Genomic DNA, 14,748 nt, shown 5'->3' on the forward strand with positions numbered 1-14,748 from the left:
CAATCAGAGGAGGAAATGGTTTGCCGACAGACTATCACAATCATTTGGAAAAAGGGACACTCACACTGGACTACTTAAAGAAATTTGGGGATGAAGCACGCGCTAAATCTATTCCGAATTTCGGGATTTCTGAACATGCCTATCATTTTTATCAAACGAAGGATATTGTCAGCAAGCCCTGGATGGAAGAACGCAGGTACTATGATATGGAAGACTATGTGAAATTGTTTCATGAAGCGTGGGACAACGACATGGATGTGAAAATGTCAATTGAAATGGATTATACACCCGGCCGCCATAAAGAGATGGAGCAGTTTATCTCAAGCTACGATTTTGACTATATCATAGGTTCAGTCCACTGGGTGGGCGACTTCGGAATTGACCTTGCCGAATACCGTAAAGAATGGGACCGAAGGGACTTGTATGAGGTGTACAGACAATATTACGATCAGGTGGTCACGCTTGCTGAATCCAATCTTTTTGATATTATTGGCCATATTGATCTCGTGAAAATTTTTAAGTACATACCCAAGGATGAAGAATTTTTGCTTGAGCAGTATGACCGGGCCACCGATGCACTGAAGAATTCAAAAACCTGTGTCGAGATTTCTACCGCGGGTTTAAGAAAACCGGTTCAGAGGCTGTATCCTGAACCCGTTCTTCTCCAGATGTGCAAGGATAAAGGAATACCAATCGTCTTTTCGTCCGACGCTCACGAGCCTTCCCACGTTGGTGCAGATTACGATCAGGCGTTTCAACTGGCAAAGGAAACAGGATACAGCTCGGTTATGACGTTTAACAAAGGCCAAAGAAAGGAAATTTCCTTTTAATTAAAATGCAGGCAAAAAGCACGGAGTTCATATCTCCGTGCTTTTTGCTTTACAGATTTATTTTGGTTGCCGACACAACGTCCGGCAGTTCCTTGATCTTCAGGAAGATGTCCTGATTCAGCTCTTTGTCAAAGCTCAGCATCATGATGGCCTCGCCGCCTGCCATTTTTCGTCCCACCTGCATGGAGGCAATGTTAACCTCCAGATCGCCAAACAGCTTGCCGACTCTTCCGATGACTCCCGGACGATCGATATGTTCTATATAAACAAGATAGCCTTCGGGAATAAAATCTGTAGAATATCCGTTAATATTGACTACTCTCGGTCCGTAGCCACTGATAAAGGTAGCCTGAAGGCTGAAATTGTCATGTTCTCCTATAACACGGGCTTCCATCCAATTTTCATAGCCCTGAGCATCTGTGCTGTAGGTTTCCCCAAAGGTGAATCCTTGCTCTTTGGCAATCAGCGCCGCATTGATGTCGTTAACGATCCGGTCTACCCGGGGCTGTAAGAAGCCGGAAAGCAATCCTCTGGTTACGAGTCCGGTGTCATAGTCTGTTATGGAACCCGCAAAGGTGATTTTAATTTCTTTAATGGGGGAGGAAAAAGATTGGGACAGCAGCTGGCCAGACATCTTGGCGAGCTCATAAAAAGGATATATTTTTTGAAATTCTTCGTTTGAAACGGCAGGAAGATTCACGGCATTTTTAACCGGCTTCCCCTTAAAAAAGGAGGATACTTCATGAGCTACCTGTGATGCTACATTTAATTGGGCTTCAGTCGTTGATGCGGCAATATGGGGAGTGGCAATGACATTGTCCAGCTGAACGAGCCGGTTTTCAACCGCTGGCTCAGTCTCAAACACATCAAGGGCACAGCCGGCTACATGCCCGCTGGTTAAGAAGGTGTATAGAGCCTCTTCGTCCAGAATACCGCCTCTGGCACAGTTGATGAGATAAACTCCCTTTTTTGTTTTTGAAAGATTGTCTGCATTGATCAATTTTTTCGTGTCCTTTGTAAGGGGAGTGTGTACGGTGATAATATCGCTCGTCACAAGCAGCTCATCAAGAGGTAAAGAAATGACCTGAAGGGTTTTAGCTCTGTCGTTGGTCAGAAATGGATCATAGACTTGCACCTTGGCACCGAATACTCTTGCCCGTTTGGCCAATTCTGTGCCAATTCTGCCCATGCCGACAATGCCAAGCGATTTTCCCGAAAGTTCAGTTCCTTTGAAACTCGGACGGCTCCATTTTCCTTCTTTAATGGATTGGTTAGCCTGGGGAATCTTTCGTAAAAGGGCCATGATCATGGCAAATGTATGCTCCGCTGTAGAAATGGTATTGCCGTCCGGAGCATTGATCACCAGTATTCCTCTCTGTGTGGCTGCCTTGATATCAATGTTATCCACCCCTACACCAGCGCGGGCAATAATTTTCAGGTTGGAAAAACGGGACAGCAGCTCTTTTGTTATCGTGGTGGCACTGCGTACAATCAAACCATCAATCAGTTCTGGTTGGGTGATTTCGTCAATATGTCCGTATAAAACGGAAACACCGGGCTCGTTCTCAAGTTCTGCCATTCCTTCCTTTGCAATCGAATCCGTCGCCAGCACAGTATACATGGAATCACTCCCGCTCAAGAATAGTAATTGCAGAATATTTATATAATACTGATAACTTATCACAGGATTTTTTCGCTTACAAACGAAATTTGAGACCTTAGGAGTTTAATGGAATTGACAGACCGGATTATAATGTTTTTAAATGAATATAAAAAGCCCTTCCGAAAATGAAGGGCTTGATCCGTCCGATACTATTCAAATTTTAATGGGTTGCCTTCAAACGGCTCGTCTGCAACTTTGATTGAATCTGTAGGGCAGCCTTCGAACGCGTCCTGCATATCATCTTCCAATACATCTGGAATTTCTACGATACCCTGGTTTTCATCAAGGGTAACAAAAGCGATTCCTTCATCATCGTAATCATAAATATCAGGTGCGGCAGCTCCGCATGCTCCACAGGCAATGCAAGTGTCTTTGTCTACAATTGTGTACTTTGGCATATTTATAACCTCCTAATCATGGTAAAACGATACAATATATTACGTATACATGCAAATTGTTATACTTCAATATATGTGTGCTATACATATTGTAAGTTATTCTCTACCACTATTTCAATAGAAAAAATGATCGTTTATGCAAACACTCTGCCAATACTCCCGTTTTCCGTTTAAATTTTCCAATCTGTCAACGGCTTATTGGTCAGCTTTTTCATGTAAACTATAAGCGTGGTGATAAATTAATGAATATGACAGAAGGACTTCTTCTATACTTTATAAAAAAATTCAATGGCGAGCGAAGCCTTTCCGGTTTCCTGCATATGCTTAACGGAAAAAAGACATCCCAAACCCTCTCAGATGGACATTTATTCAACGTTTCTTCTTTTTTTGGAATATTGCCGGGTCTTCACAGGGATGAAGCGGAACAAACCGCGGCAGAGCTGTTGAAAGGAGGAATGATATGCCTGGAGAAGGACCGCTATACAGTAACGGAAAAAGGGGAAAAGAAATTAGAAGATTTCTTTGATTCTCATTCTTACCTTTATGCATTTGACGGAATGCGGTATAAACCGGCTGAGCAGCCTTTTTATCAAATGCTCTCTCTTTACATACAATCCCTGTCACATGCAATCAGGAATGATTATACATTTTTTCCTGTTTCGCAGGATCCGGCTGTTCTTCATTCGGTAAAAACGCGGTTTCCAAAGGGGGAGGAGAGGCAGAGAGAAGCGGATCAGCTGTACCGGGAAATGTTTGCCCTTCTTTGTGAAAGGACGGATATTGATGCGGAGGTCTTTGTCCTCAGGCTGAGCAGGCATAACCGGACAGGCTTAACGAACAAACAAGTTGCACAGGTTTTAAATATCCCGGAAGTGGAAGTGCAGCTTCGTTTTCGTTCAATGCTTCACTTTTTTCTGAAAAAAGCTAAAGAAGAGAATGGGGATTACAGGGTGCTGAACAAATTGGCTGCCGGCCTGGATTTGGACAAGCCTTTGACCCTTTCCGCACAAAAAACATGGCATCTTTTAAATGAAGGAAAAAGCATGGACCAAATCATCCATATTCGCAGGATGAAAAAAAGTACAATCGAAGATCATCTCGTTGAAATCGCCATCCATTATGAGCGTTTTTCGATTGATCCCTATGTAACCATGGAAGAACAGCACAGGATTTTAAATGCTTATACCGTTCTTCAGACAAAAAAGCTGAAAGTCATTAAAGATAAATTGGAAGATATATCGTATTTTAAAATCAGGCTCGTACTTGGAAAGGCTGGTGACGTTCTTGGAACTGCAAACCCTGTTATATGAACGATTCGGATATCGGGAATTTCGTGCCGGCCAGCGTGAAGTCATAGAGGATATCTTTTGCAAAAATGACGTGCTGGCCATGATGCCGACTGGAACAGGAAAATCCCTGTGCTACCAGCTTCCCGGATATGTTCTATCAGGAGCAGTGCTCATTGTATCGCCCTTATTGTCCCTTATGGAAGATCAGGTGGAACAATTGAAGCGGTCGGGAGAGAAAAGAGCGGTAGCCCTTAACAGCTTTATGGATTTTCAAGAAAAAAGAAGGGTTATGAAGCGCCTATCCTATTACAAATTTATTTATGTATCACCAGAAATTCTGCAAAATGATTATATGATCCGGGAATTAAAAAAACTATCGATCTCTCTTTTTGTGGTTGACGAAGCGCATTGCATTTCCCAATGGGGCCATGAGTTTCGCACCAGCTATCTTAAACTTTCTTCCATACGCTCACAACTTGGACAGCCACCCTGTCTGGCATTGACCGCAACGGCTACACCCGAAGTCAGGAAGGATATTTGTGATAAACTTGGAATTCCTACATGCACAGAGCATGTGTACAGTGTTGACCGGCCCAATATTGCACTCGTGACCGAACAGCATCAGGTTCATATTGACAAGCTGAACCGGGTATTGGAACTTGCTTCTTCGCTCGAAGGACCGGGAATCATATATGCCTCAACACGATCTTGGACAGAACAACTCTCAGAAATGCTTCGCCAGCATGGGAAGAACAGGGTGGCTGCTTATCACGGAGGACTGGAAAATGAAGACAGGCTGTTGATTCAAAAACAGTTTTTAAATGATGAGCTTGATGTGATTTGCTGCACGAACGCCTTTGGAATGGGCATTAATAAGCCAAATATACGCTATGTTATTCATTTTCACCTACCATCCAATATTGAATCATATGTCCAGGAAATCGGACGGGCCGGCAGGGATGGGAGGCAAAGCCTTGCCGTGCTTTTGTACAGCAGCGGGGATGCGGATTTGCCGGAAATGTTCATTGATCATGAATATCCAAATGAAGCTCAAGTCATTCATTGTGCTTCGCTGCCAGCCAATGATCTTCAAGGCTTTATGGAAATGCTCGATCGAATGGAGATGGGGGAAAGCGCGAGAAGATTCCTGTTTTACCAATTTGAAAAGGAAGGCTACTTTTCAAATGAGGGATATCCCTTACCGAAGGACGCAAGGGAGCGCATTTTGTCAAAAATACAGCAGAGAAAAGCCCACAAACGCAAAAAACTGAGCGAAATGGTAGAATGGACGAAGGGCGATTTTTGCAAACGGAAAAAAATCGGAGATATTTTTTGTGAAACCAGCCAGAGCATCGAATGGAACTGCTGCAGTTTTTGCAAATTGGACCTCGGTCTTTTTTACAGGAAAGAAGAAAAGGAACGCTTTTTTGATGAACCTGTGAGCTGGCAAAAGGAGCTTCGATATATTTTTAATCAGGAAAGTGATGATGTTCATGAAAAAGTGGGATCAATCAGCGCTGATCCGGCAAATGAGCGACAAGGAGCTTCGAATTAATATTTATGTGTCCCAGGGTGTTTTTCTGGCTGCGGGGACATTGATTATGCTGTTTAGCGGTTTTCATCTGGATCGGTTCAGGTGGGACGTGTTTCCTATTTTTGTGCTGGGTATCGGGACGGCTGTTGCAGTGGTGCTGGTGAATCTGCTCCTTCACTTGTTTTTGCCTGAAAGAATGCTGGATGATGGCGGCATCAATAAACGGATTTTCAGGAGGGTCCCCGTTTGGCATATTGCCATTTTGACGGCTGTGATTTCGTTTTCCGAAGAATGGCTCTTCCGCGGTGCCATCCAGCCTCTGGTGGGTTTGAGCCTGACCAGTTTACTATTTGCCGTACTCCATGTACGATATATAAAAAAGCCGGTTTTGTTCATAGCAGCGGTTCTACTGAGTTTTCTTCTGGGATATTTATATGAGAAAACCAATAATTTAATCGTACCAATGGCTGCTCATTTTTTTATTGATTTCCTGCTGGGACTGCTTATCTCAAAAGGCTGGCTGATTGTCCGTGATGACCGGGCAGAAAACGGAGGTGGTTTTTTTGAAGAACATGAGTGAGGACACTGGACTGATCCAGGATCGTCCACTGCCTTCGAGAAAAGAATTTCATCAAAGAAAAGTACAGCAAGCGCAACAATTGGACAAACAAGACGGGGAACAAATTCCCCAACCTTCATCATCCAAAAAGGAAAAACGGCTTCCGCTTACCCAGAGCCTGCTTCTCGCATTTATGCTGCTTGTTGTTTTTATACTTACTTTTAATCTTTGGTTTCCGAAAGTGATGAATCCGATCAATGGAAAAGATGATATCCAAAAGGTGCAAATCGAATCGCATAATTAAGCTGACGGCAAAGCTGCCGTCAGCTTTTTTCATGGGCAAAAACAAAAAGCCCATTCGGAATGATTTAAATAGAGGAAGCATAATTTGAAGCAGGAGGGGGCTTATATGAATGCATTGAATTATTGGAAGGTTGAGCCTTATATCTCAGACATTTGCAAAGTGGTTCTCCAAACGCTGATTGAAAAAAAGGAACGGAAAGACCAGCTTGACAAGCAAATGAAACGGTGGGCCTTTTACAGTTCGCTCATGGGATGCTTAAGTTTGATCTATTTGTATGGATTTAAGTGGAATGAGGCAGGAAGTTTGCGGGCAGCAGTGGCGTCCCTGGCAGGTGACCAAATGATTTGGTTTATTTTTGTATACTTTTTGCTCGCCGGGGTTCAATGGAAACGGATAAAAAAGAAATGCGCAAAAGCGGATGAAGAATTTGAAAGCATACGGAAAGAGATCGTAGAGCGTGGCGACGATTTATGGCCAAGGCCTGACATGTGGAATAACAGGCACCAGGTCATGGAGTTTATAAAATCAGAATATAACATCAACCTGTATTACAAGTGACAGATCAGACCGCACAAGGGCAGCCAAAGAAAAAGTGATCGGCAATCGCATGTTTTTCCGAATTGATAACGACAAAATGGTCATCCAATGTTTCAATCCGCCCGAAAGCAATGGTTTGATGGGCAAGAGGGCAATACACTTCAACGGGAAGACCCAGTTTTTCATTATATTCAAGATCTTTATTTAACACGAGAGATTTTGTCTTGATTTTTAATAAAGTCATGTTGTTCCTCTCCAATCTTTTTGAAATTTATCGGTTGTAGTTTTTATGATAAGACAATTTTACAGGATTTACAATAAGAGATTTTTAAATATTCTCATAATCTTAATTAAGACTGGCCTGCTTATGTAAATGTATAGACGTAAAACTTAACATGACGGGAGGTGAAAGAAGGATGTTTGTGAAAAGCCATATGGTTCCATTGAGAAAAACACATTTTACCCATAAGAGTGCGTCCGCACGGGAAGCGCTGGAACTAATGGAAAAGCATGACCTCGATGGAATACCGGTTGTTGAGGATAAGCATTATCAGGGGATCATCACACGCCATATCATTCATGAGGCTTGCTTCTCGAGCCCTTTGTCCAAGGAGCAATTCTTGCTGAAAACAAGGGCCGGGGATATTTCAAGGTACAAAAACCAGGCGGTATCAGAGGATGAAATGTTTGAGCGGACGCTTCTTATGGTAAACGACATGCCGATTGTTGCGGTGGAGGATAAACATAATGTGTTGCTTGGAATCATTACAAGGTATGAGGTACTTGACCAATTTCAAAGCGCATTTGGCATGAAAATGCCAGGGGTGCGGATCGCGTTTGCCTCTTTGGAAGCTGAAGGGAGAATTGCGAGGCTGTCAGAGATTACAAAACAATTTCATGAAAACATTATTTCATTAACAACTTTTGATGAGACAGATAAATTAGTCAGAAGGATGGTAATGAAGGTGGAAAAAACTCCCAACCTAGATAAATTTACGGAAAAGCTCAGCCAGTCCGGATTCAGGATTTTAAGCATACATGAAGATTGAGGCGGCCCCTAATTTAGGGCTGTCCTTTTTAGCAATTTTCAGTTAAAATGTGTTTTACCAAACAACATCTTGGGGGAAAGAAGAATAACAACTTCAGGATTAATTATTCAGTAAAATTTGGTTCCCCACTGGTTCCTGAAATTTTACACCAGTAAATCTGTCCGCTATACTAATAGGTATAATCAGCTATTGGAGGATATAGAAATGGCATCGCAGGAAGGAAAATACAATATTAAAGCCGTCTCTAAAATGCTTGGCATCCAGGCAGGAACACTTCGCGCCTGGGAACGGAGATACTCAATCATCGAGCCGAAGAGAAATGAAGCGGGGCACAGGCTTTATACGGATGAACATATCTATATTATCAAATGGCTTATGAATAAAATTAAACATGGTTTCACAATAAGCCAGGCAGTCGACCTGCTTGAACACCATGATAATAAAATATCCCAGATTATTGTGGAAAGCAGTGGCCAAACGGATGTGGCGATGCAGTTGTCGGACGAGCTTCTTTCCGCTCTTATGTCGTTTGATGAGCGCAAAGCCAAAGAAGTGATGGACAGGGCCTTCAGCCTTTTTACCATTGAAAAAGTGACCATTGATATTCTGGGTTCTTTGCTTGTTAAGGTAGGAGATATGTGGGAAAGCAAAAGAATAACAGTCGCCCATGAGCACTACGCCTCCAGCTTTTTAAAAGCGAAGATTGGCAATATCCTGTTTCATCTTCCTGTGGACAGCTATCTTCCCAAGGTTATAGCAGTATGCGGACTGAAAGAAACCCACGAGCTGGGACTTTTAATTTTTACACTTTACCTGCGTCAAAAAGGATTTGAGGTAATTTACCTTGGTGAAGGAATCCCTCCTGAGGATCTGGATGTTGTTATCAGAGAGATTGATCCTAAATTGCTATTTGTTTCCTGTACTGTGGGAGAGCACTTGCCATTAACGATTGAATGGCTTAAACAGGCAGAACACAACCATCCCTCCCTCCAAATCGGCTTGGGCGGCTTGGGACTTGAATATTTATCCAATGATATAAAAACCAAAATTAAAGACATTATAATAGGGAAGACAAAAACCGAATGGGATCAATGGATTCACCAAAAATTGAAAGAAGAAAAACGACCGCCTCTTTGGTCACAGAAGTGAAAGGATCATTAATCACCAACTGCCTTCTCACTCATATAGTGTTAGTAAAGAGATGCGGAATCGAATGTAAGGGGGACCAGAAATGCGGGTAGAGCGATTAACTTATAACAAGATCAAGATCTTCCTAACGTTTGATGATTTAAAAGAGCGTGGAATATCCAAGGATGAGATTTGGCAGGATATTCCTAAAGTTCACCAACTATTCAGAGACATGATGACCGAAGCAGACGATGAAGTAGGGTTTAAAGCAGACGGACCGATCGCTGTTGAAGTTTTTGCTTTACCGGCGCAAGGAATGGTGGTCATTGTGACAAAAGGGCACAACGAGTATGAACTTGAAGATGAATACGATGATGACTATATTGAAATGCAGGTTACTCTCGATGAGAGTGATGAAATCTTCTATGAGTTTTCGTCCTTCGAAGATGTAATTGCACTTGCAAAACGCCTGGAGCCTTTGAACCTTGATGGAGGCGTTCTCTACTCGTTTGAAGATTGCTTTTATTTGAAATTTGAAGAACATGATTTGACAGAAATTGAATTGGATACTTTGATTGCGCTGTTGGCGGAATTTGGAAATTCATCGACGATAACAAGCTACAGGGTAATTGAATACGGAAAAGCACTGATGGACAGTCATGCGATTTCGCAAATTAATAAGTACTTCAATTAAGCTCCCGTCCATGCGGGAGTTTTTTTAGTTCAAAAGGCGGTGTATGCTGTTACAACAAGCGCTAAACGTGGTATGATAGATTGGATTTCCTAAAAGAAAAGCTCATGCGGAGTTGCAGGGAATATACTGATATTACATATATTTGGGGTAGGAGTGATTCTTAACAATGAAGATTGCAGTATTATATGGCGGCATTTCTGCTGAACGCGAGGTATCCATCTCCTCCGGGAAACAAATCATCAATGCTCTGGAAAGCAAAGGGCATGAAGTTATAGGTGTGGATTTTCATCCGGACCGTCTTGATGACATTGTCCATCTTGATGTGGATGCTGTTTTTATAGGATTGCACGGCCGGTATGGTGAAGACGGCCGTTTGCAAAGCTTGCTGGATATGCTGAAAATTCCATATGTCGGGTCAGGCGTTCTTGCCTCTGCTCTTGCAATGGATAAAGCAAGGTCCAAGCAGTTTTTTAAGATTGCCGGTATTCGCATTGCCAGTGAGGTAGTTCTGGAGAAAAAGCTGTATAAGGAAAATCAGCTGAATGTGCCGTTTGGTTTCCCTTTGGTTGTTAAACCCAACCATGAGGGATCAACCATCGGTTTGACGATTGCAAAGGACGAGGAAGAAATGCTGAAGGGAATTTCTACAGCGATGCTTCATGATCAGACGGTCCTGGTTGAGGAGTTTATTTCTGGAAAAGAAGTGACTGTAGCGGTCATGGGAGACAAAGGAGACGTCAAAGCTCTCCCTGTCGTGGAAATTGTTCCAAAGAATGAGTATTACGATTATGAATCCAAATATGCTGCAGGCGGCAGTGTCCATTACGTTCCTGCCCGTTTGGATGAAAAAACAACCGCGCTGCTTCAAAAGCAAGCTGTGCTTGCTCATGAGGTACTGGGCTGCGAGGTTTATTCCCGTGTCGATTTTATCGTCCCTGAAGACGGAAGCGATCCGGTCATTCTTGAAGTGAATACTCTTCCCGGCATGACGCCTACAAGCTTGTTTCCGGATGCGGCAAAAGAAGCAGGACTATCTTACCCCAAAATGATTGAAGAGCTTGTTCAGCTTTCTCTAAAAAAATAAAATTTGCCCTTCTGTCGCAACAGAAGGGCTTTATTGCTGACTTTTTTGCGAATGGGAAAAAAGTACCGTAAGCGCTTACGTTTTTCGGGACATTCTTGAAAATTCCCTTCTCATGGAGCAAACAAAGGTGTATACTGTCTCTGAAGATTGACTAAACTTTAGAGGTGACAATAATGGGAGGTAAACATATGACTGCCCAAAACGCAGCAGATCACAAATCAGAAAATCATGAAAATAACAATGTGCTGACCGCAACACAATCCGTGATTGGGGAAGCTTTGGATAAATTGGGATACCCTGAAGAAGTATATGAGCTGTTAAAAGAGCCCATCCGTATGCTGACTGTCCGTATTCCTGTAAAAATGGATGACGGATCCACCAAAATTTTTACAGGCTATCGTGCTCAGCACAATGACGCTGTCGGACCAACAAAGGGTGGCGTGAGATTCCATCCAAGTGTAACCGAAACTGAGGTAAAAGCGCTTTCGATTTGGATGAGCCTTAAAGCTGGAATTGTAGACCTTCCATATGGCGGCGGTAAGGGCGGCATTATTTGCGACCCGAGAAACATGTCTTTCCGCGAGCTTGAACGCTTAAGCCGCGGGTATGTTCGCGCAATCAGCCAGCTGGTTGGACCTACAAAGGATATTCCTGCTCCCGACGTATTCACCAACTCACAAATAATGGCATGGATGATGGACGAATACAGCCGGATCCGCGAGTTTGATTCCCCGGGATTCATTACAGGTAAACCTTTGGTTCTAGGAGGTTCTCATGGACGCGAAACCGCAACGGCAAAAGGAGTGACCATCTGCATCCGCGAAGCGGCTGCAAAACGAGGATTTGCGCTTGAGGGTGCCCGTGTAGTCATACAGGGATTCGGAAACGCAGGAAGCTTCCTTGCGAAGTTCATGCATGATTCCGGTGCAAATGTAATCGGAATCTCCGATGCATACGGCGCCCTGCACGATCCGGATGGCCTGGATATCGACTATCTGTTAGAAAGACGTGACAGCTTTGGTACAGTAACCAAACTATTTAAAGATACCATTTCCAATAAAGAATTATTGGAGCTGGATTGCGACATTCTTGTACCCGCAGCGATTGAAAACCAGATCACAGGTGAAAATGCCCATAACATTAAAGCATCCATTGTCGTGGAAGCGGCAAACGGGCCAACTACACTGGAAGGGACTAAAATCCTGACAGAACGCGGCATTCTTCTTGTGCCCGATGTACTGGCAAGTGCCGGCGGTGTAACCGTTTCTTATTTTGAGTGGGTGCAAAACAACCAGGGCTATTACTGGACTGAAGAAGAAGTTGAAAAGAAGCTGGAAACCGTGATGGTCAAGTCGTTCAATAATGTGTACACGACCTCAACGAACCGCAAAGTGAACATGCGGCTTGCGGCCTATATGGTCGGTGTCCGCAAAATGGCGGAAGCTTCCCGTTTCCGCGGATGGATTTAATTTTTTGCAAATAACTGAGCAATCCCCTATCATTACTTTGAGATAGGGGATTTTTGTTTTTGGATAAATCAATCCTGCGATTGAATACTATGTATGATAGTACCGTACAAAAAATCCCTGCAGATAAAGACCAGGAGAGTGGAGAAATGAAGTACGATGTTGTGATAATAGGCGGGGGTCCCTGCGGTTTATCCGCAGCGATTGCCGTGAAAGATAAAGGGCTGTCTTATTTGGTCATTGAAAAGGGGAACATTGTGGAGAGCATCTATAACTATCCAACGCATCAAACCTTCTTCAGTACCAGTGAAAAGCTTGAAATAGGGAATATGCCTTTTGTGAATGAAGAAAGAAAACCAAGAAGAATTCATGCCCTGACCTACTATAGAGAAGTGGCAAAGCGCATGGAACTTAATATCCATACGTATGAAAAGGTGACAGGAGTAGAGAAAATCAGTGACGCTGAATTCACTGTTAAAACAAAGACTGTAAAAGGTGACCTGTTGGAATATTCAGCTGGAGCTGTTGTCATCGCCACAGGTTATTATGATAACCCCACATATATGAATGTGAAAGGTGAAGACCAGGGACATGTCTTTCATTATTTTAAAGAAGGTCATCCATACTATGATAAAGATGTAACCGTCATAGGCGGGAAAAATTCCGCGGTCGATACGGCTCTTGAATTGCATAAATCAGGGGCAAGGGTTACCGTTCTCTATCGCGGAGAGGACTATTCTCCCAGTGTTAAACCGTGGGTGCTTCCCGAATTTGTATCCCATGTGAATCATGGCAGAATCGGAATGCATTTTGGGGCGAATGTGATTGAAATCGGGGAAACCCATGTTATTTATGAGGAGAATGGAAAGCAAGCATCCGTGAAAGCCGACTTTGTATTCGCCATGACCGGGTATCATCCCGACCACAGCTTTCTTCGTAATATCGGCATAGAGATCGACAAGGAGACCGGGCGTCCGGCACATCATCCTGAAACGATGGAAACGAACGTTAAAAATGTGTTCATTTGCGGGGTCATTGCTGCTGGTAACAATGCCAATGAAATTTTCATTGAAAATGGCAGATTTCATGGTAATCTCATTGCAGAAACCCTTTCAGCTCCGCGGCAATAACGCGGGGCTTTTTTTGTTCTTACGTTTTACCTGTAAACCCGCTATGTTATGATACGAAAGAGGTGTATACATATGACAAAAAAAGTAGCCCTAATAACTACTGGCGGAACAATTGCCAGCAAACCGAATGAAACAACAGGACTTTTGTCTTCGGGTGCTCTTACAGGCGAGGAGCTTGCGGAGATGATTGAACTGCCTGGTGACATTGAAGTCAAAATCTTCTCGCTGTTTCAGGTGCCCAGTATGCACATGACCTTTGATCATCTGAAAGTGCTGAAAGAAGCGATTGATAATTTATATGGTGATGATCAATATGACGGTGTAGTGGTTACCCATGGAACCGACAGTATTGAAGAAACTGCGTATTTTCTTGATCTTACGGTAGCTGATGAGCGTACGGTGGTCGTTACGGGTTCCCAGCGGTCACCCGGAGAAACCGGCAGCGACTCCTACACGAACATGCGACATGCCATTTATACCGCCTGCGATCCTGATTTAAAGGGGTCAGGCACGGTTGTGGTGTTCAATGAACGGATATTTAGTGCCAGATATGTAAAGAAGGTACATGCATCCAATCTTCAGGGCTTTAATTCATTTGGCTTCGGCTATTTGGGGATCATTGATAATGATAAAGTGGTTCCATACCAGAAACCGATCGGCCGGGAATTCTATCCCCTCCACAAGGAAGTGCCACAGGTGGATATTATCAAATGCTACATTGGTGCTGACGGAAAATTTATCAGAGCGGCCATGAATAGCGGTGTAAAGGGAATTGTACTCGAAGGAGCAGGACGTGGTCAGGTGGCACCGCTAATGATGGAAGCCATTGTTGCTGCAGTGCAATCTGGCATACATGTCGTTATCACCACAAGTTCTGAAGAAGGGCAAGTGTATCCAACCTACGACTATTTGGGCAGCACCTATGACCTGGCAGAGAACGGCGTTATCCTCGGCAAGGATTATGACAGCAAAAAAGCGAGAATCAGGCTTGCCGTTCTGCTTGCCGCACAAGGAGAGGACCGCATTAAAAACATTTTCTGACCAATGGACTCCAGCGCTTGTCGGACCCGGGCAAAGTGCTGG

The 14,748-nt window shown here is 43.4% G+C and carries 16 protein-coding genes; 13 read left to right on the forward strand and 3 right to left on the reverse strand.

Annotation, left to right across the window (positions count from 1 at the left end; translation table 11 throughout):
- Positions 1–20: 20 nt before the first annotated feature.
- Complete coding sequence (locus tag QYB97_RS22990; protein WP_301168336.1) at positions 21–830, forward strand: histidinol-phosphatase; 810 nt, start codon at positions 21–23, stop codon at positions 828–830.
- Between the two features lie 49 nt (positions 831–879).
- On the opposite strand, the gene serA is transcribed toward QYB97_RS22990, so the two are convergent.
- Both serA and QYB97_RS23000 read right to left on the reverse strand, forming a co-directional pair.
- Positions 880–2,451 (reverse strand): phosphoglycerate dehydrogenase, encoded by a 1,572-nt coding sequence (gene serA / locus QYB97_RS22995; protein ID WP_301168337.1) that lies wholly within the window; start codon positions 2,449–2,451, stop codon positions 880–882.
- A 191-nt stretch (positions 2,452–2,642) separates the two neighbouring features.
- Positions 2,643–2,891 carry a ferredoxin gene (locus tag QYB97_RS23000; RefSeq protein ID WP_301168338.1) on the reverse strand — a complete coding sequence of 83 codons (249 nt, stop codon included), beginning with the start codon at positions 2,889–2,891 and terminating at the stop codon, positions 2,643–2,645.
- A 242-nt stretch (positions 2,892–3,133) separates the two neighbouring features.
- Between QYB97_RS23000 and QYB97_RS23005 the strand changes: the two genes are divergently transcribed.
- From QYB97_RS23005 to QYB97_RS23025, 5 genes are all read left to right on the forward strand, one after another.
- Positions 3,134–4,201, forward strand: a complete 1,068-nt coding sequence (locus tag QYB97_RS23005) for a YpbB family protein (protein WP_301168339.1) — start codon at positions 3,134–3,136, stop codon at positions 4,199–4,201.
- Positions 4,176–5,735: a RecQ family ATP-dependent DNA helicase gene (locus QYB97_RS23010; RefSeq protein WP_301168340.1), complete on the forward strand. Its 1,560-nt coding sequence runs from the start codon at positions 4,176–4,178 to the stop codon at positions 5,733–5,735. Before QYB97_RS23005 ends, QYB97_RS23010 begins: the two co-directional genes overlap by 26 nt.
- Positions 5,674–6,294, forward strand: coding sequence for a CPBP family intramembrane glutamic endopeptidase (locus QYB97_RS23015; RefSeq protein ID WP_301168341.1), 621 nt, complete (start codon positions 5,674–5,676; stop codon positions 6,292–6,294). The genes QYB97_RS23010 and QYB97_RS23015 overlap by 62 nt, the downstream gene beginning before the upstream one ends.
- Positions 6,278–6,577 carry a hypothetical protein gene (locus QYB97_RS23020; protein ID WP_301168342.1) on the forward strand — a complete coding sequence of 100 codons (300 nt, stop codon included), beginning with the start codon at positions 6,278–6,280 and terminating at the stop codon, positions 6,575–6,577. The genes QYB97_RS23015 and QYB97_RS23020 overlap by 17 nt, the downstream gene beginning before the upstream one ends.
- A gap of 105 nt (positions 6,578–6,682) precedes the next feature.
- Complete coding sequence (locus tag QYB97_RS23025) at positions 6,683–7,135, forward strand: DUF2663 family protein (protein WP_301168343.1); 453 nt, start codon at positions 6,683–6,685, stop codon at positions 7,133–7,135.
- A gap of 4 nt (positions 7,136–7,139) precedes the next feature.
- Here QYB97_RS23025 and QYB97_RS23030 read toward each other — a convergent pair whose 3' ends face one another.
- Complete coding sequence (locus tag QYB97_RS23030) at positions 7,140–7,358, reverse strand: hypothetical protein (protein ID WP_301168344.1); 219 nt, start codon at positions 7,356–7,358, stop codon at positions 7,140–7,142.
- Positions 7,359–7,530: 172 nt separating this feature from the next.
- Here QYB97_RS23030 and QYB97_RS23035 point away from each other — a divergent pair, with 172 nt between their 5' ends.
- The 7 genes from QYB97_RS23035 to QYB97_RS23065 all read left to right on the forward strand — a co-directional run bounded on the left by QYB97_RS23035 (position 7,531) and on the right by QYB97_RS23065 (position 14,706).
- Positions 7,531–8,163, forward strand: a complete 633-nt coding sequence (locus QYB97_RS23035; RefSeq protein ID WP_301168345.1) for a CBS domain-containing protein — start codon at positions 7,531–7,533, stop codon at positions 8,161–8,163.
- Between the two features lie 204 nt (positions 8,164–8,367).
- The gene (locus QYB97_RS23040) at positions 8,368–9,312 is read left to right on the forward strand and encodes a MerR family transcriptional regulator (RefSeq protein ID WP_301168346.1); all 945 of its coding nucleotides are present in this window, start codon (positions 8,368–8,370) and stop codon (positions 9,310–9,312) included.
- Positions 9,313–9,394: 82 nt separating this feature from the next.
- Positions 9,395–9,985: a genetic competence negative regulator gene (locus tag QYB97_RS23045; protein ID WP_301168347.1), complete on the forward strand. Its 591-nt coding sequence runs from the start codon at positions 9,395–9,397 to the stop codon at positions 9,983–9,985.
- 166 nt (positions 9,986–10,151) lie between these two features.
- Positions 10,152–11,069: a D-alanine--D-alanine ligase family protein gene (locus QYB97_RS23050; protein ID WP_301168348.1), complete on the forward strand. Its 918-nt coding sequence runs from the start codon at positions 10,152–10,154 to the stop codon at positions 11,067–11,069.
- A gap of 188 nt (positions 11,070–11,257) precedes the next feature.
- On the forward strand, positions 11,258–12,538 hold the full coding sequence (locus tag QYB97_RS23055; RefSeq protein WP_301168349.1) for a Glu/Leu/Phe/Val family dehydrogenase: 1,281 nt from the start codon (positions 11,258–11,260) through the stop codon (positions 12,536–12,538).
- A 146-nt stretch (positions 12,539–12,684) separates the two neighbouring features.
- The gene (locus QYB97_RS23060) at positions 12,685–13,665 is read left to right on the forward strand and encodes a YpdA family putative bacillithiol disulfide reductase (RefSeq protein ID WP_301168350.1); all 981 of its coding nucleotides are present in this window, start codon (positions 12,685–12,687) and stop codon (positions 13,663–13,665) included.
- A gap of 72 nt (positions 13,666–13,737) precedes the next feature.
- Positions 13,738–14,706, forward strand: coding sequence for an asparaginase (locus QYB97_RS23065; RefSeq protein ID WP_301168351.1), 969 nt, complete (start codon positions 13,738–13,740; stop codon positions 14,704–14,706).
- Positions 14,707–14,748 lie beyond the last annotated feature (42 nt).

The organism is Fictibacillus fluitans, assembly GCF_030418125.1.
GTDB lineage: Bacteria > Bacillota > Bacilli > Bacillales > Fictibacillaceae > Fictibacillus_C > Fictibacillus_C fluitans.

What these genes read in the sequence shown, in the direction of transcription:
- QYB97_RS23035 (WP_301168345.1), top strand. Translation starts at nt 7,531, where the DNA reads ATGTTTGTGAAAAGCCATATGGTTCCATTGAGAAAAACACATTTTACC.
- QYB97_RS23040 (WP_301168346.1), top strand. Translation starts at nt 8,368, where the DNA reads ATGGCATCGCAGGAAGGAAAATACAATATTAAAGCCGTCTCTAAAATG.
- QYB97_RS23025 (WP_301168343.1), top strand. Translation starts at nt 6,683, where the DNA reads ATGAATGCATTGAATTATTGGAAGGTTGAGCCTTATATCTCAGACATT.
- QYB97_RS23000 (WP_301168338.1), bottom strand. Translation starts at nt 2,891, where the DNA reads ATGCCAAAGTACACAATTGTAGACAAAGACACTTGCATTGCCTGTGGA.
- serA (WP_301168337.1), bottom strand. Translation starts at nt 2,451, where the DNA reads ATGTATACTGTGCTGGCGACGGATTCGATTGCAAAGGAAGGAATGGCA.
- QYB97_RS23045 (WP_301168347.1), top strand. Translation starts at nt 9,395, where the DNA reads ATGCGGGTAGAGCGATTAACTTATAACAAGATCAAGATCTTCCTAACG.
- QYB97_RS23015 (WP_301168341.1), top strand. Translation starts at nt 5,674, where the DNA reads ATGAAAAAGTGGGATCAATCAGCGCTGATCCGGCAAATGAGCGACAAG.
- QYB97_RS23030 (WP_301168344.1), bottom strand. Translation starts at nt 7,358, where the DNA reads ATGACTTTATTAAAAATCAAGACAAAATCTCTCGTGTTAAATAAAGAT.
- QYB97_RS23060 (WP_301168350.1), top strand. Translation starts at nt 12,685, where the DNA reads ATGAAGTACGATGTTGTGATAATAGGCGGGGGTCCCTGCGGTTTATCC.
- QYB97_RS23005 (WP_301168339.1), top strand. Translation starts at nt 3,134, where the DNA reads ATGAATATGACAGAAGGACTTCTTCTATACTTTATAAAAAAATTCAAT.
- QYB97_RS23055 (WP_301168349.1), top strand. Translation starts at nt 11,258, where the DNA reads ATGACTGCCCAAAACGCAGCAGATCACAAATCAGAAAATCATGAAAAT.
- QYB97_RS23050 (WP_301168348.1), top strand. Translation starts at nt 10,152, where the DNA reads ATGAAGATTGCAGTATTATATGGCGGCATTTCTGCTGAACGCGAGGTA.
- QYB97_RS23065 (WP_301168351.1), top strand. Translation starts at nt 13,738, where the DNA reads ATGACAAAAAAAGTAGCCCTAATAACTACTGGCGGAACAATTGCCAGC.